At 46.7% G+C, this 24556-nt stretch carries 24 protein-coding genes; all 24 read left to right on the forward strand.

Translation table 11 applies throughout. The features are described from left to right. The first annotated feature begins 2 nt into the window (after positions 1-2). The 24 genes from ASG81_RS18240 (at position 3) to ASG81_RS18355 (ending at position 24555) form a co-directional block, all read left to right on the forward strand. Entirely contained in the window at positions 3-623 is a 621-nt protein-coding gene (locus ASG81_RS18240) for a chemotaxis protein CheC (RefSeq protein ID WP_056637166.1), read from the forward strand. After that, positions 620-1114, forward strand: coding sequence for a chemotaxis protein CheD (locus ASG81_RS18245; protein WP_056637169.1), 495 nt, complete (start codon positions 620-622; stop codon positions 1112-1114). The genes ASG81_RS18240 and ASG81_RS18245 overlap by 4 nt, the downstream gene beginning before the upstream one ends. Position 1115: 1 nt before the next feature. Continuing rightward, the gene (locus ASG81_RS18250; RefSeq protein ID WP_056637172.1) at positions 1116-1553 is read left to right on the forward strand and encodes a hypothetical protein; all 438 of its coding nucleotides are present in this window, start codon (positions 1116-1118) and stop codon (positions 1551-1553) included. Positions 1554-1557: 4 nt separating this feature from the next. Continuing rightward, a complete protein-coding gene (locus tag ASG81_RS18255) occupies positions 1558-2343 on the forward strand; it encodes a FliA/WhiG family RNA polymerase sigma factor (RefSeq protein WP_056637175.1) in 786 nt (261 codons plus the stop codon). 13 nt (positions 2344-2356) lie between these two features. After that, positions 2357-3766: a DUF342 domain-containing protein gene (locus ASG81_RS18260; RefSeq protein WP_442952918.1), complete on the forward strand. Its 1410-nt coding sequence runs from the start codon at positions 2357-2359 to the stop codon at positions 3764-3766. A gap of 236 nt (positions 3767-4002) precedes the next feature. Beyond that, a complete protein-coding gene (locus ASG81_RS18265; RefSeq protein WP_056637183.1) occupies positions 4003-4569 on the forward strand; it encodes a DUF6115 domain-containing protein in 567 nt (188 codons plus the stop codon). Continuing rightward, on the forward strand, positions 4562-5089 hold the full coding sequence (locus tag ASG81_RS18270; RefSeq protein WP_056637186.1) for a hypothetical protein: 528 nt from the start codon (positions 4562-4564) through the stop codon (positions 5087-5089). Before ASG81_RS18265 ends, ASG81_RS18270 begins: the two co-directional genes overlap by 8 nt. Positions 5090-5277: 188 nt before the next feature. Continuing rightward, positions 5278-5976, forward strand: coding sequence for a 30S ribosomal protein S2 (rpsB, locus tag ASG81_RS18275; protein ID WP_053375748.1), 699 nt, complete (start codon positions 5278-5280; stop codon positions 5974-5976). Positions 5977-6086: 110 nt separating this feature from the next. Continuing rightward, entirely contained in the window at positions 6087-6752 is a 666-nt protein-coding gene (gene tsf, locus ASG81_RS18280; RefSeq protein WP_442952919.1) for a translation elongation factor Ts, read from the forward strand. Between the two features lie 103 nt (positions 6753-6855). Further along, on the forward strand, positions 6856-7584 hold the full coding sequence (gene pyrH / locus ASG81_RS18285; RefSeq protein WP_056637721.1) for a UMP kinase: 729 nt from the start codon (positions 6856-6858) through the stop codon (positions 7582-7584). Then, positions 7584-8138: a ribosome recycling factor gene (gene frr / locus ASG81_RS18290; protein WP_056637192.1), complete on the forward strand. Its 555-nt coding sequence runs from the start codon at positions 7584-7586 to the stop codon at positions 8136-8138. The genes pyrH and frr overlap by 1 nt, the downstream gene beginning before the upstream one ends. Before the next feature lie 62 nt (positions 8139-8200). Next, positions 8201-8965: an isoprenyl transferase gene (locus tag ASG81_RS18295; RefSeq protein ID WP_056637195.1), complete on the forward strand. Its 765-nt coding sequence runs from the start codon at positions 8201-8203 to the stop codon at positions 8963-8965. 27 nt (positions 8966-8992) lie between these two features. Next, positions 8993-9787 (forward strand): phosphatidate cytidylyltransferase, encoded by a 795-nt coding sequence (locus tag ASG81_RS18300; RefSeq protein ID WP_056637198.1) that lies wholly within the window; start codon positions 8993-8995, stop codon positions 9785-9787. 17 nt (positions 9788-9804) lie between these two features. Beyond that, positions 9805-10944 carry a 1-deoxy-D-xylulose-5-phosphate reductoisomerase gene (locus tag ASG81_RS18305; RefSeq protein WP_056637201.1) on the forward strand — a complete coding sequence of 380 codons (1140 nt, stop codon included), beginning with the start codon at positions 9805-9807 and terminating at the stop codon, positions 10942-10944. A gap of 88 nt (positions 10945-11032) precedes the next feature. Next, positions 11033-12316: an RIP metalloprotease RseP gene (gene rseP, locus ASG81_RS18310; RefSeq protein ID WP_056637204.1), complete on the forward strand. Its 1284-nt coding sequence runs from the start codon at positions 11033-11035 to the stop codon at positions 12314-12316. A gap of 10 nt (positions 12317-12326) precedes the next feature. Further along, positions 12327-13775, forward strand: a complete 1449-nt coding sequence (gene proS, locus ASG81_RS18315; RefSeq protein ID WP_056637207.1) for a proline--tRNA ligase — start codon at positions 12327-12329, stop codon at positions 13773-13775. 43 nt (positions 13776-13818) lie between these two features. Then, positions 13819-18126 carry a PolC-type DNA polymerase III gene (locus tag ASG81_RS18320; protein ID WP_056637210.1) on the forward strand — a complete coding sequence of 1436 codons (4308 nt, stop codon included), beginning with the start codon at positions 13819-13821 and terminating at the stop codon, positions 18124-18126. A 169-nt stretch (positions 18127-18295) separates the two neighbouring features. After that, positions 18296-18757: a ribosome maturation factor RimP gene (gene rimP, locus ASG81_RS18325; protein WP_056637213.1), complete on the forward strand. Its 462-nt coding sequence runs from the start codon at positions 18296-18298 to the stop codon at positions 18755-18757. 39 nt (positions 18758-18796) lie between these two features. Further along, positions 18797-19894, forward strand: a complete 1098-nt coding sequence (gene nusA / locus ASG81_RS18330) for a transcription termination factor NusA (protein WP_056637216.1) — start codon at positions 18797-18799, stop codon at positions 19892-19894. A gap of 51 nt (positions 19895-19945) precedes the next feature. Further along, positions 19946-20260, forward strand: a complete 315-nt coding sequence (rnpM, locus tag ASG81_RS18335; RefSeq protein ID WP_056637219.1) for an RNase P modulator RnpM — start codon at positions 19946-19948, stop codon at positions 20258-20260. Next, positions 20247-20579: a L7Ae/L30e/S12e/Gadd45 family ribosomal protein gene (locus ASG81_RS18340; RefSeq protein WP_056637221.1), complete on the forward strand. Its 333-nt coding sequence runs from the start codon at positions 20247-20249 to the stop codon at positions 20577-20579. Before rnpM ends, ASG81_RS18340 begins: the two co-directional genes overlap by 14 nt. 61 nt (positions 20580-20640) lie before the next feature. Further along, positions 20641-23205, forward strand: a complete 2565-nt coding sequence (gene infB, locus ASG81_RS18345; protein WP_081417426.1) for a translation initiation factor IF-2 — start codon at positions 20641-20643, stop codon at positions 23203-23205. 7 nt (positions 23206-23212) lie between these two features. After that, positions 23213-23569: a 30S ribosome-binding factor RbfA gene (gene rbfA, locus ASG81_RS18350; RefSeq protein WP_056637226.1), complete on the forward strand. Its 357-nt coding sequence runs from the start codon at positions 23213-23215 to the stop codon at positions 23567-23569. Further along, positions 23566-24555: a DHH family phosphoesterase gene (locus ASG81_RS18355; protein ID WP_056637229.1), complete on the forward strand. Its 990-nt coding sequence runs from the start codon at positions 23566-23568 to the stop codon at positions 24553-24555. Before rbfA ends, ASG81_RS18355 begins: the two co-directional genes overlap by 4 nt. The last annotated feature ends 1 nt before the right edge of the window (position 24556 follow it).

Below are 24556 nucleotides of genomic sequence, written 5' to 3' on the forward strand. Positions count from 1 at the left end.
TAGTGAACCTATTTAGCCGCTTTGAAGCATTTGAACTGGATGTATTGAAAGAAGTCGGCAACATCGGGGCAGGTAACGCTGCGACCGCGCTATCGCGCTTATTAGACAAACCAGTCGATATGGCTGTACCAAAAGTAAGCTTACTCCCCTTCGAAGAGGTTGCAGAACGGGTTGGCGGCTCCGAACAAATCGTGCTCGCCGTGTTTCTTCGGGTGGAAGGAGAAGCTCCCGGCAACATGTTTTTCATAATAGAAGAAGCATCTGCCAGACGTATATTGCGTCAGCTGCTTTCGATGAACATTGAGGAGAAGGATGGCTACTCCGAAATGGAGCTGTCTGCGCTATGCGAGATCGGCAATATTTTGGCAGGCTCTTATTTATCCTCTTTAGCTGATTTTATGCATTTAACGATGGCCCCATCCGTTCCTGCTATAGCAGTAGATATGGCAGGAGCCGTACTGAGCTACGGGTTAATGCAGTACGGAGAGATGGGGGACTCGGCCCTTCTAATCGAAACGACATTTTTGGAAGATTGCCAATCACTTGAAGGACACTTCTTCCTCATTCCAGATCCAGAGTCGTTTGAAAAGATTTTTAGGGCTTTGGGAGTCGTTAGCGAATGATACAACAAAATTTGGTCAAAGTCGGCATGGCTGATTTAAATATTGCAACTGATGGAGCAATACTCAAAACGACCGGCTTAGGATCTTGTGTGGGGCTTACTCTGTATGACCCCGTCCGAAAAATTGCCGGAATGGCACATGTGATGCTGCCGTCATCAGAAATTGCCCGAGAGATTAAAATGAACTTGGCCAAATATGCCGATACTGCCATCCCCGAATTGCTTGATCGGATGATAACAGCCGGCGCATATGTCGAGCGGATGAAAGCAAAGATGGCTGGTGGTGCTCAAATGTTTGCCATGACGGGCCATACTGATTCCTTAAGAATTGGTCCCCGTAACGTAGAGTCATGTACGGAGATGCTGCGAAGATTTAAAATCCCGGTTATTTCTCAGGATACGGGAGGAAGCTTTGGACGGACGATTGAATTTGACAGTACAAGCGGAATGCTGTCCATCAGAAGCGTGCAGTTTGGAACAAAGGAGATTTGATATGCTGGGGACATGGCGATGGAATGTCGTATTTGGTATTTTTGGCACCGTGCTTACGGTAGCTTTCTCGATCGGAAACAATCCGATTACTGTTATGCTGCTTAGAAGTATGTATGCTTTCATCGCTTTTTTTGTTCTAGCGTATGGAGTACGGGCAATATTGGCATATATTCTTCAGCCCCCATCTCTTGTGGGCGAGCAGACCGAAGATGAAGAAGGCAAAGGCACACTGCTTGATTTGCAAACTCCTGATGAGTCAATGGATATTAACCAAATGCTAAAATCGCAGCTGCAGGATGGCGGGTCAGCGCCATCCGCTGATGCTTTATCTAATGAAGCAGCCGGCTTTCGACCATTAAATCCTCCACAATTATTATCTACAAAAAATACTCAGCCGGAAGAATTGGTTAAAGCCATTCGTCACCTGACAGGAGAGTGAGTCGATGATCGAGCAGAAAACCCCTCATTTGACAAACTTGCAGATGTGGCAAGCATGGAGAGAACAGGGCGATTTGGAAGCTAAGAAAAGGCTTATCGAGCAATACTTGCCGCTTGTTGATTATGTTACGAATCGAATGGCGATCGGGCTTCCAAAAAACGTTATTAAGGACGATCTTTACAGCAATGGCGTAATGGGCCTTATTGATGCGATCGAGAAATTTGATTACCTACGCGGCTTGCAATTCGAAACCTATGCGTCTTGGCGTATTCGCGGTGCCATTATTGATGGATTACGGCAGGGGGACTGGGTTCCGCGTTCCGTAAGGGAGAAAGCGAAAAGAGTGGAAGAGGCTTATCAGCATTTGGAGCAGCAATATTTGCGATCCGTAACTGATGCTGAGATTAGTCGTTACCTTGAAGTCTCTGAGAAAGAATTTACGAACATGCTCCAAGATATTGCGGTCACAACCGTGTGCTCCTTGGAAGATCCGATTAGGGAAGAGGAATCGGAGACGAGAATGTCATTGCTTATAGATGACAAAGCAAAAAATCCGGATCATAAGGTACATGAGTTTTATTTAAAAGAATCATTGATTAAAGGTATTGAACGGCTTACGGAAAAGGAACGCACAGTCGTTTCTCTGTTTTACTACGAGGAATTATCATTAAGTGAAATTGCTGAAGTAATGACATTATCACCATCGAGAATTTCCCAGCTCCACTCGAAAGCGATTTTGCGGCTGCGGGGAGCTTTGGCTAAGCATAAAGATCAACTCTTGCAGCATTAGAAAGGAGGGCAGTATAGTGGATAATCTACAATTTGAATCATACCTTAGCATTCAGATATCAGCTGATAAGCTGGCTGCATTTTTAACATTTAGCCGAGTTTCAGATGAATTTAAGTGTAAGGGCGACGAGCTAGAGCGTTTCGTGCGCAGCAAGGGGGTCGTTCACGGCTTGAAAACTGAAGTTCTGAATCAAATTGCTGCTAATCCTCCGGCATATCATAAGGAGCAGACGCTGGTTGCACAAGGTGAGCCTCCAGTACCAGGTAAGGACGGCTTTATCAAGCTTGTCTATGATATGGAATCTGGGATTAGCGCCCCTGCGGAGCTTGAGCATGGAAAGGTCGACTTTAAAGAGGTCGTGCAGCTCAAAAACATCAAGCGCGGTCAATTGATTGCAGAACGCTTCGATCCTCAGCCGGGACCGTTCGGAAAAACCGTAACGGGCGAGGAAATTCCGGCCAAGCTCGGCAAGCATGTCAGATTTAAAGTTGGCAAAAATGTCGTGCTCAACGATGGCCAGACAGGGATGTACTCCGCTATTGACGGTCTTATTTCACTTACGGAAAAAGAGAAAATCAATGTTTTTCCTGTTTATGAAGTGAATGGCGACGTCGATTATAGCGTCGGAAACATTGATTTTGTAGGAACGGTAGTCATTAGAGGCAATGTGCTGAGCGGTTTCCGGATCAAAGCATCCGGCGATATTCGGGTAATTGGCGGTGTCGAAGGGGCTGAAATCGAGTCAGAGGGTTCCGTTGAAATTACGGGCGGCATCCTGGGGAGCAATAAAGGTTTTGTAAAGGCTGGACGTAATGTGCGAAGCACATTCATTCAAGAAGGCAATGTAGTGGCCGGTGAAGAGGTGCTCGTCTCCCAAAGCATCATGCATTCGCATGTAAGAGCGGGGAAAAATGTCATTTGCTCCGGCGCCAAAGGATTAATCGTTGGCGGGCTCGTGCAGGCAGGCGATTTTGTCAGCGCTCGAACGGTCGGGAACTCCATGTCCACAGCAACGACGATTGAGGTAGGCGTAAAGCCTGAATACCGTATAGAGCTGCTCGAGCTGAGAACCAGACTTAAACAGAATATGGAAAATTTGGACAAAACGGATAAGGCTCTTGCTATTTTGGATCAATTGGCAGCAGCAGGCCAGTTGTCTCCGGAAAAGCTGGCATTGCGCATTAAACTTACGGCTACGAAGCGTCAAATGCTCCTGGAAAATGACCATACTAAAGACAGAATTCTTAATATTGAGAAATCGCTTGAGGATGCTGACCGCTCGAAGATCGATGTTAGCAATATTGTGTATGGTGGAACGAAAATCGTGATAGGCAGATATACCAAGTTCGTGAAGGATTCATCGCAGCGTGTATCATTCCGGTATTCTGAAGGCGATATCGTTCTACTTCCGTATACCAAATAGATAGCACAAATTAGGGAAAAATAGTGCTATAGAGCAATCGAATGGGCTTCATGTCCGCAGCGGGAATGATGGGCAGCAGGGGAATGCTTATCAGAAGCCAAGTCAGAAGCGTTCAGATTCGGAGACTGCGGATAGTGAGCAAGAGCAGCCTCCGGCTCATCCTTTTAAAGGGCATAAGTTAGATATAAAATTGTAAAAAAATAAAAGGCGAATATTAGAAAGGCAGGCTATGAACGATGCAGCCATATTTGCAATATATTGTATTATTCGGAGCGGTTGTCATTGTTGGCGCCTTTGTAATGCCTCGGAAAAAGCAGGATAGAGCACTTCCGCCGCAAACTATACAAAATATAGAAACCGCATTAGAGCAGTTTATGGAAAACATGGAGAAGGATAATGAAGACCTCGTTCTCCTAGTCAGAAAAGCGCAGCAGGAGACAAAATCTGATGCTGAGCGCCAAGAGCAAAGGATTGCTCAGCTGGAGAAAAAATGCGAACTGCTTGCAGAGCAGCTGCAATTGGCACTATCCCATTCTGCATCGTTGGCGCTCCAGAATGATACTCCTCCCCAAACCAAAGCAATCGATACGACTAAGCATGAAGTGAAGCATGCTCTGCAGCAAGAGCCCATAATTGAAGAACCTCCGATGATTAACAGTATCCATGCCCGGTACTCGGAGCTTTTCATGTTATATGAGCAAGGCAAATCCATAGAAATGATATCCAAAAAGCTTGGAATGAATAAAGGCGAGGTACAGCTTATTATTCAACTGGCAAAGCAGGAGGCGGCTGTCCATGCTTAAAAACCGGGCATTTCTGATTGGCCTCGGCTCGGGTATCATCCTAGGGGCTTTACTTTTCCAGCTCATGCTCTCAGGCGAGCAGAGCAGACAAAAGCTGGGCCAATTTGGGAATGAAACGGCTGAGAAGCTTTATACGCGTGCAGAAGTCGATGCATTACTTGAGGCAGAGAGACTGAAAGAGCAGCCTTCCGCCTCCGTTAAGCCGGTCAAGGAGGAGCTAAGCGGGGGTAAGACTAAAGAGACCGCACCCACCGAGCCAGTCAAGGAGAAGGCCGCAGCTGTGCATGTCATCCGGATCGAAGCGGGTTTAGGAATAGCCAAAACGGCGGAGCTGCTTGCCGGACAAAATATTATTCATGACCAGGCAGCTTTCATCAGTCATATGAACAAGTCGAAAAAGCTGGTCCGTGCCGGTTATTTTTTGTTTCAAGAAAATATATCTGTGGATGAAGCCATTACAGTCGTTACGGGGCAGCCGATAACGAAAGCGCAAGCGGATGCGATTACTGCTAGCAATTAAGAAAGCTAACCTATCTTTTCGAAAAACGTCTGTTGCACGTGCTAGTTATTTATGGTATATTAATTCACGGTGTTAAAAACGCACGCGGGTCAATTTTGTCAAACGGTGCTTCCGCCCGGCGGAAGTTTTGGCGAAAGATGCGACTAGCGGAGGAGCACTAAAAAACCATTACAGGAGGTGTTGAAGAAATGGCGGTTATTTCCATGAAACAGCTACTAGAAGCTGGGGTACACTTCGGTCATCAGACTCGTCGTTGGAACCCGAAGATGGATCGTTATATCTTCACAGAAAGAAACGGAATTTACATTATCGATTTGCAAAAAACGGTTAAAAAAGTTGACGAAGCGTACAACTTTGTTAAATCGATCGCTGCAGACGGCGGCACTATGCTGTTCGTAGGTACGAAAAAACAAGCACAAGATTCCGTGAAAGAAGAAGCAGAGCGTTGCGGCAACTTCTACATCAACCAACGTTGGCTCGGCGGAACTTTGACTAACTTCCAAACGATTCAAAAACGTATCGATCGTTTGAAACAGCTTGAGAAATGGGAAGAGGACGGCACTTTTGAAGTTCTTCCGAAGAAAGAAGTTATCATTCTTCGTAAAGAAAAAGACCGTTTGGAAAAATTCCTTGGCGGTATTAAAGGAATGAAAGGTTTGCCAAGCGCGTTGTTCATCATTGACCCGCGCAAAGAGCGTATCGCTGTTGCGGAAGCTCGCAAACTTGGTATCCCAATCGTTGGTATCGTTGATACGAACTGTGATCCAGACGAAATCGACTATGTCATCCCAGGTAACGATGATGCAATTCGTGCCGTTAAATTGTTGACGTCGAAAATGGCAGATGCAATCGTTGAAGCTAACCAAGGCGAACAAACAACGGCTTAATTTAGAGGCTTTAGGTAGTCAACAAAGGGTGGTCAGATGGTGATAAACCTCTCACTGCCCTTTTTTCGAATAAATATATAATTACGGAGCTAAATGGCTTCGTAAAACTTATAGGAGGGCTTATAATGGCAGTTAGTGCTAGCGCTGTAAAAGAACTACGTGAAAGAACTGGAGCAGGTATGCTCGATTGCAAGAAAGCTTTGGACGAAACAAACAATGATATCGAAAAAGCGATCGCGTTTCTTCGTGAAAAAGGTTTGGCGGCTGCAGCAAACAAAGCTGGCCGTATTGCAACTGAAGGCGTAGTTGAATCGTATATCCACGCTGGCGGCCGTATCGGCGTTATCGTTGAAGTTAACTGCGAAACAGATTTCGTTGCGAAAACAGAACAATTCCGTGATTTCGCAAGAGATGTTGCTATGCAAATCGCAGCAGCTAATCCGAAATTTGTTCGTCGTGAGGATGTTTCTTCTGAAGAGCTTGAAAAAGAACGTGAAATTTTGAAAGCTCAAGCGCTAAACGAAGGCAAACCGGAAAAAATCGTTGAGAAAATGGTTGAAGGACGTATTTCGAAATACTACGAAGAGTTCTGTCTTCTTGAGCAATCCTTCATCAAAGACCCAGACAAAACAATCGCTACTTTGCTTAATGAAAAAATTAGCAAAATCGGCGAAAACATCTCTATCCGCCGCTTCGTTCGTTATGAGCTTGGTGAAGGCCTAGAGAAAAAAGTAGACAACTTTGTTGAAGAAGTAATGGCTCAAGTTAAACATTAATCCGAACGCACAGGCGGGGCGGGGCGTCCGCCCCGCCTGCTTGTATGAATAGAACAAATTTGAAGTGCCTCTTCTAATGAGGTGCATGATGGAGGTATTAATGTTGGAGAATCCTGTTTATAAGCGTATCGTATTGAAAGTTAGCGGTGAGGCGTTGTCCGGATCGGAAGGATATGGGATTGAATCTTCGGTCATTTCTTCGATTGCTGATCAGGTGAAGGAAGTCGTTGCACTTGGAATAGAAGTAGCGATTGTCGTCGGCGGCGGCAACATTTGGCGCGGTATTGCCGGCACTGCAAAAGGGATCGACCGTGCTACAGCCGATTACATGGGTATGCTGGCTACCCTTATGAATGCACTCGCACTTCAAGATGCACTGGAACAAATTGATGTGCCAACCCGCGTACAAACATCGATCGCAATGCAGCAAATTGCTGAGCCTTACATCAGACGCCGTGCAATTCGTCATTTGGAAAAAGGCCGCGTCGTTATTTTTGCTGCAGGGACAGGAAATCCGTTCTTCTCAACGGATACGACAGCAGCGCTGCGTGCGGCTGAGATCGAAGCAGAAGTTATCTTAATGGCGAAAAACAAAGTGGATGGCGTATATTCCGCTGATCCATTTAAGGATAATACTGCTGAGAAGTTTGCGGAGCTTACATACATGGATATGCTGAACCGTAATCTAGGAGTAATGGATTCAACAGCAGCCTCACTTTGCATGGACAATAATATTCCGCTTATCGTATTTGCAATTACGGAGAAAGGGAATATTAAACGCGTCGTACTGGGTGAGAAAATCGGAACGATTGTGAGAGGAAGTGCAAAATAATGCCACAAGATTTGAAAAAAAATGCAGAAGAACGTATGGATAAAGCGATCTCGGCGCTAAAACGTGATTTATCCTCCTTACGCGCTGGTAAAGCAAACCCTTCTTTGCTGGACCGCATTCAAGTGGAATATTACGGAGCAATGACGCCTGTAAATCAATTGGCTAACATTAACACTCCTGACTCGCGCACTTTGTTTATTCAACCGTGGGACAAATCGTCTATGTCGGCAATCGAGAAAGCGATTATGAAATCGGATCTTGGTCTAACGCCTTCCAACGATGGCGTAGCGATTCGTATTTCTATTCCGCCGCTTACGGAAGAGCGTCGTGCAGAGCTTGTAAAAACTTCGAAGAAGTTTGGTGAAGAAGCGAAGGTGGCGATTCGCAATATTCGCCGTGACGCTAACGATGGCATAAAGAAGCTTGAGAAAACGACGATTTCTGAAGACGAATCGCGTGGACATCAAGAGGATATTCAGAAAGTAACGGATAAATTTATTGCTGAAGTAGACAAAGTGCTAGTTGCCAAAGAAAAAGAAATTATGGAAGTATAATGATACTCTGGGCCCCTCCGATAGGTGGGGTTTGGTTTTGATTTCGGTTGGGAGGAAGTAAGATGATCGAGCGACTTTGGGCCAAACTAGGCAAATCGTCCTTACAGCCGACTGATTCTGTGGCCTTAGAAAATGTGCCGGAGCATGTTGCGATTATAATGGACGGGAACGGTCGTTGGGCTAAGGATCGTGGATTGCCACGAATGGCAGGTCATCATTCCGGCATGAAAGCGGTCAAACGCATTACAATTGCAGCAGATCGGTTAGGCGTCAAATATTTGACGTTATATGCGTTTTCAACGGAAAACTGGAAGAGACCGAAAGCTGAAGTGGATTTCCTCATGAAGCTGCCGCAGCAATTTCTTGAAATCGAATTGGAAGAGCTGATTGCTAATAATGTGCAGGTCCGTATGATGGGACATAAAGAGGATTTGCCATCATTTACAATAAGCGCAGTTGAAGAAGCAATCGTCAAGACCGCTAATAATACAGGACTTGTTTTGAATTTTGCTTTAAATTACGGAAGCCGTAAGGAAATGCTTGAAGCTGTAAAAAATATCGCAGCAGATGTTCAAAATGGACAATTGGCCATAGATGATATTGATGATAAAGTGATGGCCGACCGATTGCTTACGAGCGGATTGCCCGACCCGGACTTGCTTATTCGTACAAGCGGAGAATTGCGACTAAGCAATTTTATGATGTGGCAGCTTGCATACAGTGAATTGTGGTTTACGGATGTGTATTGGCCGGAATTTACGGAAGCGCATTTTCAAGAGGCGATTTTGGAATATCAACGCCGTGCGCGTCGATATGGTGGATTGTAGCTTCAAGCATCGGAGTGTGACTTCTCTTTGAGACAACGAATTATTACCGGAGTTGTAGCAGGTGCAGGGTTCATCGGACTAACGGTAGCAGGCGGATGGTTATATACGAGTCTCCTCATATTACTTGCAGTTATCGGCTTTACAGAATATGCGCGCATGAATGGTGTAGCATGGTCGCATCCGTCTTCTTTGCTCGGATACGCGGGCGTGCTACTGTTCGTGCTTCCTTGGTCAGAATGGGGGATTACGGTTCCGTCAGTGCTGACAATTGTTTGGATGCTTGCTTTCTTACTGCTTGCTCTGACCGTAATTACAAAAAATAGAACGACAATTGATGGCGCCGCACTTATGTTGCTTGGCGCTTTATATGTAGGTTATGGCTTTGCAGCCATGGTTGAAGTGCGTCAAATCGAGCAGTACGGTTTATTATGGACGTTTTTGTCCTTTGGGTGCATCTGGTCATCGGATATAGGTGCTTATTTTACGGGACGGGCTATCGGAAAAACAAAGCTCTGGCCGTCGATTAGCCCAAACAAAACGGTTGAAGGCGCCTTGGGGGGCGTGTTTCTTTCCTTAATCGTATCCGCGATATTCGCTTTAACGATTCCGGATTTTGTTGCTTTACCAAAAGCCTTGCTGATTGGATTAATTGCTGCAGCTGCCGGTCAATTCGGAGATCTGATACAATCGGCTTACAAGCGGGTGAGAGACATTAAGGATACAGGCACGTTGTTACCGGGACATGGCGGTGTGCTTGACCGATGCGACAGCTGGCTCATCGTATTTCCGCTGTTAGTGCTGACAGAGCTGCTGCCCGTATAAGTCAGGAGGTTTTTTGCATGAAAAAAATAAGTATACTGGGTTCGACAGGTTCAATCGGAACACAGACGCTCGATATTGTAGCTCACGATCCTGAACGCTATAAGGTTGTCGGCTTATCCGCAGGGACAAATGTCGATCTGATCATAGAGCAAGCGAAGCGATTTAAGCCCGTGCTCGTAAGCTTAGCAACAAAGGAAGCTGCTGACGCCGCACGTCCTCACATGCCGCCGGGCACGAGAACGGTCTATGGTGAAGAGGGGCTTATCGAAGCCGCGGCTGGTACGGATGCTGACATCGTTGTAACAGCTATTGTGGGAAGCAGAGGGCTGCCCGCTACATTAGCGGCTATTGAAGCCGGCAAAACGATTGGCTTGGCGAACAAAGAGACGCTCGTTACTGCGGGTCATATCGTGATGGATCGAGCTAGGCAGCACGGGGTATCGGTATTGCCGATTGACAGCGAGCATTCTGCGATATTCCAATGCTTGAACGGTGAAAATCGTCATTCGATCAAACAAATCACGCTGACGGCTTCCGGCGGTTCTTTTCGCGATCGCACAAGGGAGCAGCTTGAAGGCGTGACGGTTGCTGAAGCGCTCAATCATCCAAACTGGTCAATGGGCGCGAAAATTACGATTGATTCTGCAACGATGGTCAATAAGGGGCTTGAGGTCATCGAGGCAAGATGGCTGTTCGATGTTACATACGATCAAATAGATGTCATTATTCATCCGGAAAGCATCATTCATTCTTATGTCGAGTTCGCCGATCACAGCATAATCGCACAGCTTGGTCTGCCGGATATGCGTGTGCCGATTCAATACGCTTTATCCTATCCGGAGCGTAACGCAACGCCAACGGGCAGGCTGAATCTGGCTCAAATCGGCAAGCTGAATTTCCGTGAGATGGATTTCGCCAGATATCCTTGTCTAAGGCTGGCCTTTGAGTGCGGCCGTCAGGGTCAATCGGCGCCTGCGGTATTTAATGCAGCTAACGAGGTAGCCGTCGCGCGCTTTTTGAAGGGCGAAATTACGTTTCTTGACATCGAGCGGATATTGGAGACAGTAGTCGGTCGACACGAAGCATCTGATATCAATGACTTGCAAATGATCGCAGAAGTGGACGCTTGGGCGCGTCAGCTGGCAGAATCCGTATAATATCGGTCAAATACCGGTTCTCTTGTATCGGACGGGAGAATAATGATAATCTATGTACAGGCCGTAACGAACAGGAGGCTTCAGCTTAATGCACATGATTCAAGTCGTCTTTTTGACTGTACTCGTCTTTTTCGTTATCGTATCGATCCACGAATGGGGTCATTACTATTTCGCAAAACGCGCGGGCATATTGGTTCGGGAATTTGCAATTGGCTTCGGACCAAAACTCTTTTCCGTAAAACGTGGTGAGACCAGATATACGCTTAGGCTTATTCCTGCAGGTGGATTTGTTCGGATGGCCGGAGAGGATCCTGAGATCATCGATGTTCAGCCAGGGCAAACGATAGCTGTCCGTGTGAAAGATAACCGGATCACCCGGCTCTATTTGGACCGGCTTGATGAGCGCAGCGGTGTTATTCGCGGTGAAGTCGTTGCCATTGATTTAGAACGCAAGCTTGCTGTTACATTGGACGTTGAAGGGGAGAACGAAAGCTTCGCGGTGCATCCCGCTGCGTTGATGATTACAAAAGGCAAGGAAACGCAGATCGCGCCGCTAGACCGTCAATTCGGCAGCAAAACGGTAGCTCAGCGCGCGCTTGCTATATTTGCAGGGCCGATGATGAACTTCATACTCGCATTCGTATTGTTTGCTGCGTATATTCAGATGGCCGGTATTCCTGTCGGGACACCGGATAAGCTGCTCGTTGGCGAAATAACAGAAGGCATGCCTGCATCTAAGGTTGATCTGAAAGAGGGCGACGTGATTGATGCGATCAATGGTGTCAAAATCGGTACGGATTATGACAAAATGATTGCAATCATCGGACAATCGCCAAATGTGCCTGTTAGAATGGATATCATTCGAGATGGCAAAGCCCAGCAGGTCATTATAACGCCTGAGCCAAACGAAGAAGGGGTAGGCAAAGTGGGGATTAGGTCTACACTGCCGGAGATGCCGAAACGACCAGCTACCTTTAAAGAAACGTTTACTGGTGCAGGAAAGCTGATGAAGACTATGACGATAAGTATTTTTGAAGGGTTCAAGAAGCTTATTTTTGGAGAGTTCAAGCTTGATGATCTTGGAGGTCCTGTACGAACCGCTGAGGTAACAAGTCAGATTGCTCAGCAGGGCATTACTCAGCTTACATCGTGGACGGCATTACTCAGCTTGTATTTAGGAATATTCAACTTGCTGCCGATACCGGCATTAGACGGCAGTCGTCTCATATTCCTGGGAATTGAAGCCATTCGCCGTCGTCCAATTGATCCAAACCGGGAAAGTATGGTGCATTTCGTTGGCTTTGCGCTCATCATGCTGCTGATGCTAGTAGTTACTTATAATGATATTTTACGATTGGTTAGAGGGGAGTAATTAGTCGCTCATGTCTAAGGATAAACAGTTTGTCACAGAAATTACGCCACAAAGCGAAGATTTCTCCAGATGGTATTTAGATGCAATTAAAAAAGCGGAGCTTATGGATTACTCACCGGTACGGGGCTGTATCGTGTTCCGTCCGGAAGGCTATGAGCTTTGGGAAAATATTCAGCGCGATCTGGACCGGCGCTTCAAGGAAACCGGTCATCGCAATGCATATTTCCCTATATTTATCCCCGAAAGCTTCTTTCAGAAAGAAAAGGAGCATGTCGAAGGCTTTAATCCTGAGCTGCCATGGGTAACGGAAGCAGCAGGCGAGAAGCTCGAAGAGCGCCTCGCTATACGTCCGACATCGGAAACGATGTTTGGCCATATGTATTCGAAATGGATTCAATCGTATCGTGATCTTCCTTTGCTTATTAACCAATGGGCAAACGTGGTTCGTTGGGAGAAGCGGACGATGCCATTCCTGCGGACGAGCGAATTTTTGTGGCAGGAAGGCCATACAGCTCATGAGACGGAAGAGGAAGCGCGTCAAGAGACGATGCAGATGCTCGATGTTTATACGCAGTTCGTAGAGGAGTTTCTCGCTATACCGGTTATTAAAGGTGAGAAAACGCCTTCGGAGCGTTTCGCGGGTGCGGTTGATACGTATTCCATCGAGGCGATGATGAAGGACGGGAAGGCCGTACAAGCAGGTACCTCCCATTACCTCGGCACGAAGTTTGCGGTCGCTTTCGACATTAAATTTCTTGATCGTGAAAATACATTGCAGTTCGCGCATACGACTTCTTGGGGCGTTAGCACAAGGCTAATCGGCGCATTAGTTATGGTTCATGGCGATGATCGCGGTCTGGCGCTGCCTCCGAAGGTGGCACCAACTCAAGTTATTATGATTCCGATTGGTCCTGCGAAAATGCGCGAGCAGGTTGTCGGCCGTGTTGACGAGCTTTATGCCGAGCTCAAAAAAGCCGGCATACGGGTACGTGTGGACGATCGCGCAGACGTCAGTCCAGGCTGGAAATTTAACGAATACGAGATGCGCGGCGTACCGCTGCGTCTAGAGCTTGGACCGCGTGATATGGAAAACGGACAAGTTGTGCTCGTATCCCGCATCACAGGCGAGAAGCGCATTGTACAGCAAGTGAATCTCATCGCTGAAGTAGAAGCCCTCCTGGAAGAAACACATCAAGAAATGTACAACCGGGCGAAGCAATTCCGCATCGACAACTCGCGTTCGGTTGATACGCTTGATGAAATGAAGAGCTTTCTCGAGGAGCAGCGCGGCTTCGTAGAAGCTGGCTGGTGCGGATCTGCCGCATGCGAGAAACAGGTTAAAGAAGAAACAGGCGCTACTAGCCGCAATATTCCTTTCGAGCCTGCAACGCAAAAGAAAACATGTCTTGTATGCGGCGATGTAGCCAAGCATACTGTCGTATTTGCACGTGCTTATTAAGAACTGAAGCTAGCTCGGTTCGGATCTTAAGGAGTGGAGTTTTATGAGCCAAACCGCGGACAAGCGGCAGCGCTTCGAGCTGCTATTACAGCAGTCGCAGCTGCCGCATGAACTTATACAAACTTATTTTCAAGATGGATATATTGATCAAGTCATCGTTAGCAACAGCAACCGTGAATGGACGTTTTGCATCCGCAAAACGTCCATGGTTCCTTTACAGGCCTATAATGGACTGTGTCAAGCCGTTCGATTGAAATTTGAGCATATCGCAGCAGTGACCTTCGTACTCATCTACGATCCAGTAGTGGAGACGGAGTCCATTGTTTTGCAGTACTGGGGATTATTCATGGAGTGGGCGCAGCGCGAGATCGCTTCCGTAAACGGATGGCTGCAGAAGGCTACCATTGAAGTCGAGGGCGACGTGCTGACGCTGTCTTTGCTCGATAATACAGGTTTGGAGCTTTCCCGCAAGAAACGTTTGGATGAGGAAATCATTCGTTTTTACAATCAATATTTCCAGCGCACATGCAAAGTGAAGATGATCGTCAGCGAGTCCAGGCAGGAAATTTTGGACGAGTACGCCCTTCGGATAGAGCAGGAGGAGCGAGAGTACGTTCAGGAGCTAATGGCTAGCTCGCAATCTGAATCGGAGCTCGTAGACGAGGCTGAAATTAAGCTTGCTGTCGGTTATGACATTCGCGATGAGCCTGTTCCATTAATGAACATTATGGAGGAAGAGAAGAAAATTACGGTGCAAGGCGCAGTATTTGGTCTTGACGTGAAGGAGCTTCGCAACGGAAGCACGTTATTTACGTTTAATGTCACCGACTTTTCGGATTCCATAGCAATGAAGATGTTTGCTAAGACGAAGGACGACGTAAAAATATTAAACCAGCTGGCTAACGGCAAGTGGGTCAAAGCACGCGGGCGGATCGAATATGACCGTTTCATGCAAGAGCCTGAGCTGGTTATGATGCCAAATGATTTGCATGAGGTGAAATCGCCTCCTGAACGTATGGATAAAGCAGAAGAAAAGCGCGTCGAGTTTCATCTTCATACAACGATGAGCGCAATGGACGCGGTAACGCCAATAGACGTATATATAAAGACCGCCGCAAAATGGGGACACAAGGCCATTGCGGTAACGGATCACAGCAACATACAATGTTATCCCGATGCGAATAAAGCAGCTAAAAAAAATGGCATCAAGGTGCTGTTCGGCGTAGAAGCGAATGTCGTTAACGATGCGGTTCCTATGGTGCTGGAATCCAGGCCAGAGCCGCTTGCAACAGCAACTTACGTCGTGTTCGATATAGAGACGACAGGCTTATCGGTAATCAACAACAAAATTATAGAGCTAGCCGGCGTTAAAATGCGTGAAGGCAAGGAAATCGACCGTTTCTCTACGCTCATTGATCCGCATGAAAAAATTCCATATCATATCCAGCAATTAACAAATATCAATGATGATATGGTAAAAGGACAGCCGGACATTGAGCCGAAGCTTCGCGAATTTATCGAGTTTATCGGTGATGATGTGCTGGTCGCGCATAATGCTCGATTCGATATCGGTTTTATTCAAGCGAATTGTAAAGCATTTGGCATGCCACAGGTGAAAAATCCAGTTCTTGATACGTTGGAGCTGGCCAGATTTATTTTTCCGACTCTCAAAAATCACCGTTTGAATACGTTAGCGGATAAATATAAGATCAGTCTCGAAAACCATCACCGCGCCGTAGATGACTCACTTGCGCTCGGCGGCGTGCTTTACGGCTTGATCGCGGATGCAGCTGAGCGTAATATAACAAACCTGCATCAATTAAACGATTATGTCGGCATTGATCTATCGAATTCACGTCCGTTCCACAGCAATATTTACGCGTTAAATGCGGTCGGCAAGAAAAATTTGTTTAAGCTTATTTCTATTTCTCATACCGAGCATTTTAAACGTGTTGCTACGATTCCAAAGAGCAAGCTTGTTCAGCTCCGTGAAGGCTTGCTCGTTATTTCCGGCTGCGAGAAGGGCGAGTTTTTCGAGACGGTGTTGAACAAATCGTACGAAGAAGCGCTGGACGTTGCCCGCTTTTATGACGTCCTTGAAATTCAACCGATCGACTTTTATATGCATCTGGTTGAGAAAGGACTGGTCGGCAGCCGGGCTGAGATCGAGCAAGCACATCGCCGGATCTGTGAAATCGGTGATGAGCTCGGTAAACCGGTAATCGCTACCGGTAACGTACATTATTTGAATCCGCGCGACAAAATGTACCGGGATATTACCATTCACGGCATTACGGGCTTCAGTCCACTGAAGAGCATACGCAAGCCTGATGCCCACTTCCGCACAACGGAAGAAATGCTGGAGGAGTTTGCTTTTCTCGGAGAAGCAAGAGCATATGAGGTTGTGGTGAAAAATACGGTCGAGCTCGCGGATCGTTTTGAGCCGTATGATATGTTCCCGACAGGCCTGTTCGCACCTAACATTGAAGGGGCGGATGAGGAAATTCGCAACACCTGCTATGAAACGGCGAAATCGATGTATGGCGAAGATTTGCCGCAGGTCGTTATTGACCGCTTGGAGAAAGAACTAGTGCCGATCATTAAATTTAAGTTTTCCGCCAACTATTTGATTTCCGAAAAGCTCGTGAAGAAATCCAATGAGGACGGTTACTTGGTCGGCTCGAGGGGATCGGTCGGATCTTCAGTCGTCGCTACGTTTCTAGGCATTTCTGAGGTAAATCCGCTGCCCGCCCATTATTTGTGCAAAAATTCGGATTGCCGCCATAGCGAGTGGTTTTTGGATGGAAGTATTCCAAGCGGCTTCGATTTACCGGACAAATTATGTCCGAAATGCGATAAGCCGATGAAGGGTGAAGGACAAGATATCCCGTTTGAAACATTTCTTGGCTTTAAAGGCGACAAGGTTCCCGATATCGATCTTAACTTTTCGGGCGATTATCAGTCAGTCGCCCATAATTATACAAAAGTATTGTTTGGCGAGAAGAGCGTATTCCGTGCGGGTACGATCGGTACTGTCGCAGAAAAAACGGCCTACGGCTTCACTAAAAAATACGAAGAGGAGCACGGCAAGAAATGGCGCGGAGCGGAGCTCGCGAGACTTGCTAGCGGCTGTACCGGCGTAAAGCGGAGTACCGGACAGCATCCAGGCGGTATTGTCGTCGTTCCCGACTATATAGAGGTTGAGGATATTACACCCGTGCAGTACCCCGCGGATGATGTGAACGCGGAATGGAAGACGACTCATTTCGATTATCATGCTTTTGATGAAAACTTGCTGAAGCTCGATATACTCGGACATGATGATCCAACCATGATGCGGATGCTGCAGGATTTGACGGGTGTCGATCCGACTACCATTCCGATGAACGATCCTAAAGTAATGAGCATGTTTAACTCTACGAAGGCGCTTGAAGTTCCGGGCGAGCAAATACGTTCTTCGGTTGCGACTTACGGCGTACCGGAGATGGGAACAAAATTCGTAAGGCAAATGCTTCAGGAAACGCAGCCATCCTCTTTTGCGGATTTGCTGCAAATTTCTGGTTTGTCTCACGGTACGGGCGTTTGGCTCGGAAATGCCCAAGAGTTAATTAAGAACGGAACCTGCAACATCAAGACGGTTATCGGCTGCCGGGATGACATCATGCTGTTCCTGATTTATAAAGCGGGCATGGATGCGGGTCTTGCGTTTAAAATTACGGAAAGCGTGCGTAAAGGTAAAGGCTTGACGCCGGAGTGGATTGAAGAGATGAAACGGTGCAAGGTGCCGCAGTGGTACATCGATTCCTGCCTGCGCATCGAGTATATGTTCCCGAAAGCGCATGCTGCCGCCTATGTTATATCGGCGGTCCGCACCGCATTTTTCAAACTCTATTATCCGATTCAGTACTATGCCACTTACTTTACGGTCAGAGCGGATGATTTTGATTTAGAGCTGCTGTGCCAAGGGTACGATGCGATTTTGCGGAAGCTGATTGAAATCGAAGCCAAAGGATTTAATGCGCTGCCTAAAGAGAAAAACATGGTTTCCCAGCTGGAAATGTCACTTGAAATGACAGCCAGAGGCTTCTCATTCAAGCCGATTGACCTGTACCGCTCCGATGCGACGAAGTTTCTTGTTGACGGTGATTCGCTTATTCCGCCATTTGCTGCTATTGCAGGTATCGGGGATAACGCGGCGCGCAACATTGCAGCTTCTAGAAATGAAGGCGAGTACTTGTCGATCGAGGATTTCCAAATGAAATCGAAGGCGACGAAGACGATTGTTGAGGTGCTCGGCAACATGGGATGCTTCCGTGGTTTGCCTGAATCCAATCAGCTTTCATTGTTTTAGAATAAAGCCGGCTAGAAAAGATTTCTTGTCACTATAGTGCGGTTATGATATAATTTTTCTGGCAATGATGATGATAAAGACTTTGATGCAGAAGAGTGGGGAAACCCACTCTTTACGTTTTGTATTCGGCAAAATGGCATAGTGCGTATAAACAGGAGGTCAATTGAATTTGAGTATTTCCAAAATCAAAGCTGCCGTCCAGGAAATGGTACTACCATACCTCAGCAGCAATGGATTTGAACTGGTTGATATTGAATATGTCAAAGAAGGAAGCAACTATTTCCTTCGCATATTCGTAGATAAAGAAGGCGGCATTGATATCGATGATTGCGGCCGTATCAGTGAATTTATGAGCGAGCAATTGGATAAAAACGATCCGGTAACAGACGCTTATTTTCTAGAGGTTTCTTCCCCTGGCGCAGAAAGACCGCTTAAGAAGGAAGAAGATGTCAGTAAAGCAATCGGTAAACACGTTTACATAACGACATATGAACCGATTAGCGGCGCTAAAGAATTCGAAGGGCTGCTTCTTGCATTTGACGGGGAAAACGCGGTTGTACGTACAGGGAAGAAGGATTATACGATTCCTTATGCCAAGGTAGCAAGCGCAAGGCTCGCTATCGTGTTTTAAATATTCGTTTTCTATATTGAAAGGGGGAAATCCAGTCCAATGAGCATGGATTTTATTGAAGCTTTACAGGAAATAGAAAGAGACAAGGGGATTACGAAGGATGTGCTCCTGGAAGCCATCGAGGCCGCGCTTATCTCCAGCTACAAAAGGAATTTTAATACTGCGCAAAACGTACGGGTCGATATAAATCGTCATACTGGCGTTATTAAAGTATATGCGCGCAAGACGGTTGTCGATGAGGTGCTGGACCCGCGTCTGGAAATTACGGTAGAGGCATCGCGTGAAATCAATCCTCATTATCAGCTCGATGATATCGCTGATATTGAAGTGACGCCGCGTGATTTTGGACGTATTGCTGCCCAAACAGCGAAGCAGGTTGTTACACAACGTATTCGTGAAGCAGAGCGCGGACTGATTTATAACGCATTTATCGATAAAGAGGAAGATATCGTCAACGGTATCGTTCAGCGTCAGGATGTTCGCAACTTGTTTGTGGATCTTGGCAAGGTTGAGGCTGTATTGCCTTTGACTGAGCTAATGCCGACCGACAAGTTTAAGCACGGTGACCGCGTGAAGTCTTATATCACGAAAGTGGAAAATACGACTAAAGGCCCGCAAATCATTTTATCCCGTACGCATCCTGGCTTGCTTAAACGTTTGTTCGAGCTTGAAGTGCCGGAAATCTATGACGGTGTCGTGGAAATCCGTTCGGTTGCCCGCGAAGCCGGCTTCCGTTCGAAAATCGCCGTTCATTCCCGAAATTCCGAGGTCGATCCGGTAGGTTCATGTGTTGGGCAAAAAGGTCTGCGCGTTCAGACGATCGTAAACGAGCTTAAAGGCGAGAAAATCGATATCGTTCGTTGGTCTGAAAGCGTGGATGAATATGTTGCGAATGCACTCAGCCCATCCAAGGTGCTTGAGGTTATCGTGCACGAACAAGAGAAGATGGCTAGAGTTATCGTGCCAGACTATCAGTTATCGCTTGCGATCGGTATCAAAGGTCAAAATGCGAGGCTTGCCGCTAAGCTTACTGGCTGGAAAATTGACATCAAGAGCGAAACGCAAGCGGAGCAGGAGTATGGCCGTCCTAAATCATTGACAACGGTTATGCATCAGGACTCGGTTTCCATCGATTAATCAATCGTTAGATGGATAGCGTCAATTCAGTTGGCATAGGAGGGGTGTACAATGAGACCGAGAAAAGTACCACTTCGCAAATGCGTCGCTTGTCAGGAGATGAAGCCGAAGAAGGAACTTATTCGGATTGTGCGGACACCGGCCGAAGAGGTGCAGATTGACCTGACAGGCAAAAAAGCGGGCCGCGGAGCGTATTTGTGCGGTAAAGTGAGCTGCTTTAAATTAGCGAAGAAATCCAAAGCGCTTGATCGAGCGTTAAAGCAGCATGTTGGAGAGCATATTTATGATCAGCTTGAGCAGGATTTTGTAGCGGTAGAGGAGCAGTTTATTGCCGGCAAGGAGCTGATAAGCGATGAAGCAGAATAAGAGCTTATCGCAGCTTGGCATGGCTATGCGTGCCGGCAAGCTTATTACAGGCGATGAAATCGTGCTTAAAGCGGTAAGATCCAAGCAAGTGCATCTTGTTATTATTGCAGGGGATGCTTCAGAAAATACGAAAAAAAAATTTCGTGACAAATGCAACACCTACGGTATACAACTCGCTGAAGCATTCGACCGTGAGCAACTAGGAAAGGCGATTGGTAAGCCAGAACGGGTTGTAATAGCGGTAACCGATGCACAATTCGGAAAAATGATTGCGAGTCATCTGAGTCATAATACGGAGGTGGACCATATTGGACAATAAACAAGACAGCAAGGACAATAAAGATAAGCTGCGCGTTTACGAGTATGCCAAGTCACTTAATATGAGCAGCAAAGAAATCATTACGATTCTTAAACGACTTGATTTACCTGTCAATAACCATATGAGTGTCATGGAGAATGAGATGGTAAACAAAGTCGAAGGATTTTTTCGCAATATTAAACAAAATGCCGCCGCTAAGCGTGCACAGGAAACAACTAGCGTATCGGTATCCTCCGCTCAACCAACTGCAAGCAGGCCGCAATCGCAGCAGCCGCAGCAGCAGGAACGGAAGGTACTTCCAATTCAGGAAAACAAAAATCTAAAGCAAGACAGACAGGGGCCTATGAATTCTATTAATACGAAACCACAAACCAACCAACAGCAGTCTGAACAAAGACCAGCAGGACAACAATCGAGCCGACCAGCACAACAGTCTAGCAATAACCGTCCGTCACAAGGAAACAATAGCTCCAGCCGACCGAACCAAGGACAAGGCGGACAAGGAAATCGCCCGGGTCAATCAAACGCGGGTTCAAGCCGTCCAGGTCAAGGTCAAGGAGGTTCAAATAACCGTCCGGCATCATCCGGCCAAAATCGTCCTCCACAAGGCGGACAAGGAAATGCGACAAGCCGCCCAAGTGCTCCTCGTCAGGATGCAGGCAGCCGTCCAGCATCATCGGGACAAAGCCGTTTTGACACCAAACCGGCACAAGGCCAATCACGCGGCAATGACGACAAGAAAAACGCAAGACCAGGACAAAAACGGTTTGAAGATGGTAAACCGGGTGGCTTTAGAGGTAACAACAACCGCGGTCAAAAAGGACGCGGAGGGAGATTCCAGCAGCAGCAGCCGCCACGCGAGAAAATTGACAATACACCTAAAAAAATCATTGTACGCGGTACGATGACTGTTGGCGAATTGGCTAAATTGCTTCATAAAGATGCATCAGAAGTAATCAAAAAGCTGATTTTCCTGGGTGTTATGGCTACGATCAACCAAGAGATCGATATGGACGCCATTCATTTGATCGCTACTGATTACGGCGTAGAGGTTGAAGTGAAAATTCCGGTTGAGGAAGATGACTTCGAAACCGTTGAAGAGACAGACGAAGATGAAAATTTGGTATCACGTCCACCGGTTGTTACCATTATGGGTCACGTTGACCACGGTAAAACGACCCTGCTTGATGCGATTCGCAAAACGAACGTAACAGGCGGAGAAGCGGGCGGTATCACGCAGCATATCGGTGCCTATCAAGTTGAAATTAACCAAAAGAAAATTACGTTCCTCGATACACCGGGTCACGAAGCGTTTACGCTTATGCGTGCCCGCGGCGCGCAGGTAACGGACATCACAATTATCGTTGTAGCAGCTGATGACGGCATTATGCCGCAAACAGTTGAAGCGATCAACCATGCCAAAGCAGCCGGCGTTCCCATTATCGTTGCGGTTAACAAAATCGATAAGCCGGAAGCGAACACTGAGAAAATCAAACAAGAAATGACCGAATATGAACTCGTTCCGGAAGAGTGGGGCGGCGATACGATTTTTGTCGAAGTTTCCGCTAAGCAAAGAATCGGTCTTGAAGGTCTTCTCGAAATGATTTTGCTCGTTTCAGAAGTAAATGATTACAAGGCGAACCCGAACAAGCGCGCTCGCGCTACCGTTATTGAAGCCGAGCTTGATAAAGGTAAAGGTCCGGTTGCACGTATTCTTGTGCAGCATGGTACATTGAAAATCGGTGATGCTTTCGTTGCAGGTAACTGTTTCGGTCGTATTAGAGCAATGGTTAACGATAAAGGCCGCCGATTAAAAGAAGTCGGTCCTTCTACTCCAGTGGAAATTACTGGTTTAACCGAAGTTCCGCAAGCCGGAGATCCGTTCATGGTATTTGAAGATGAGCGTAAAGCCCGTGCCATTGCTGACCGTCGTTCCATTAAACAGCGTCAATCGGATATGGGTGCGAATACGCGCGTAACTCTTGACGATCTGTATAACCATATCAAAGATGGTGAAATTAAAGATCTGAACGTTATTATTAAATCCGACGTTCAAGGCTCGGCAGAGGCACTTAAAGGCTCGCTTGCAAAAATTGATATCGAAGGTGTTCGCGTCAAAATCATCCACAGCGGTGTTGGTGCGATTACGGAATCCGACATCATTTTGGCGTCAGCTTCAAATGCAATCGTAATCGGGTTTAACGTTCGTCCTGATCCGCAAGCTGAAGCAACAATCGCGCAAGAAAAAGTTGACGTGCGCATGCATCGCGTCATTTACAATGTAATTGATGAGATTGAGCAAGCTATGAAGGGGATGCTTGATCCAATCTTCAAAGAGGTTGTTATCGGTCAAGCTGAGGTGCGGAACGTATTTAAGGTTACGAAAGTTGGCGCTATTGCAGGTTGTATGATCACTTCCGGTAAAATTACTCGTAACGCGGAAGCGCGTCTTATCCGTGGAGGCATTGTCGTCTTCACAGGCAAGATCGATTCCCTTAAGCGTTTCAAAGATGATGCCAAAGAAGTTGCTCAAGGTTATGAGTGCGGTATAACGCTAGATCGTTACAACGATGTTCGTGAGGGAGACACAATCGAAGCGTTTGTCATGGAATCGGTAGAGAGGTGAGTATAGCATGGCAAAAATCCGGGTAGGACGGGTCGGCGAACAAATTAAAAAAGAGCTGAGCCAAATTATACAAACAGAGCTGAAAGATCCAAGAATCGGTTTCATTACCGTAACCGGTGTTGAAACGTCAAGCGATCTATCGCAAGCTAAAGTGTTTTTAAGCGTGCTTGGCAGTGAGGAACAGAAGGAAGCTACGCTTAAAGCTCTTGCAAACGGAACAGGCTTTATCCGCACAGAGCTTGGCAAGCGCATGCGTCTTCGTCATACTCCAGTATTGCTGTTCAAGTTTGACAGCAGTATCGAGTACGGCAGCCGTATCGAAGCTCTGCTTGAAAACATCAATAGCGGGAATTCAGTTCGATGACGGTACAAGGTAGCTATTTGAAGCAGCTGGATGATGCGCTGGCATTCTTCAGTGATTCCGATCACTTTCTGGTCGTGTCGCATGTTCAGCCAGACGGTGATGCTATAAGCTCTACTGTAGCCGTAGGCTGGCTGCTTCAGAAGCTGGGCAAATCGGCTGTGCTGATGAATGAAAGCGAATTGCCTACGAGACTTAGCTACTTACATCAATTCGATTCGATTGTTAACTATAAGCAAGCTGTGCCCCAGCAAAAATTCAATGCCATTATTTCGGTCGATTGCGCGGATTTCAAACGCATTGGAGAGGTAGCGAGCAGTTTTGCTCCAGAAGCAAAACTGCTCAATATTGATCACCATCCGACGAACAACGGATTTGGTACCGTAAATGTCATACGAGCGGAAGCTGCTGCCACAGTTGAAATATTGTTTGATCTAATCGAGCGGGCAGCAATTTCGTTGGATCTGAATTGTGCAACGGCTATCTACACCGGTTTATTAACAGACACGGGCGGCTTCCGTTACTCTAACACGAGTCCGCGCGTAATGGAGATTGCCGCACAACTTCTTGCTGTAGGCGTGTCCGGTAACGAGCTTGCCGATCATTTGCTTGAGAAAATGACGATGGCAAAGCTTAAGCTTCTACAAATTGCTTTAAACCGGCTCACCTTTTCAGATAACCTGGAGATCGGTTGGGTTTATATCGGCAAGGATGATTTGCGTAATACAGGTGCGGTATCTGAAGACCTTGAAGGTATCGTGAATTATGCTCTTAATGTTGATGGGGTAGAGGTCGGCATACTATTTAAAGAAACAGATGACGGCGCCGTCAAAGCCAGTCTGCGCTCAGCAGGCAAGGCTAATGTAGCCGCAATCGCTCAAGCATTTGGCGGTGGCGGTCATGTTAGGGCAGCAGGCTGTCGGCTCGAAGGTTCATTATCAGATTCGATTACAGTGCTAGTGGAAGCGGTCAGAAAGGCGTTGATTTAAA

Origin of the sequence: Paenibacillus sp. Soil522, assembly GCF_001428245.1 — a bacterium.
Classification (GTDB): domain Bacteria; phylum Bacillota; class Bacilli; order Paenibacillales; family Paenibacillaceae; genus Pristimantibacillus.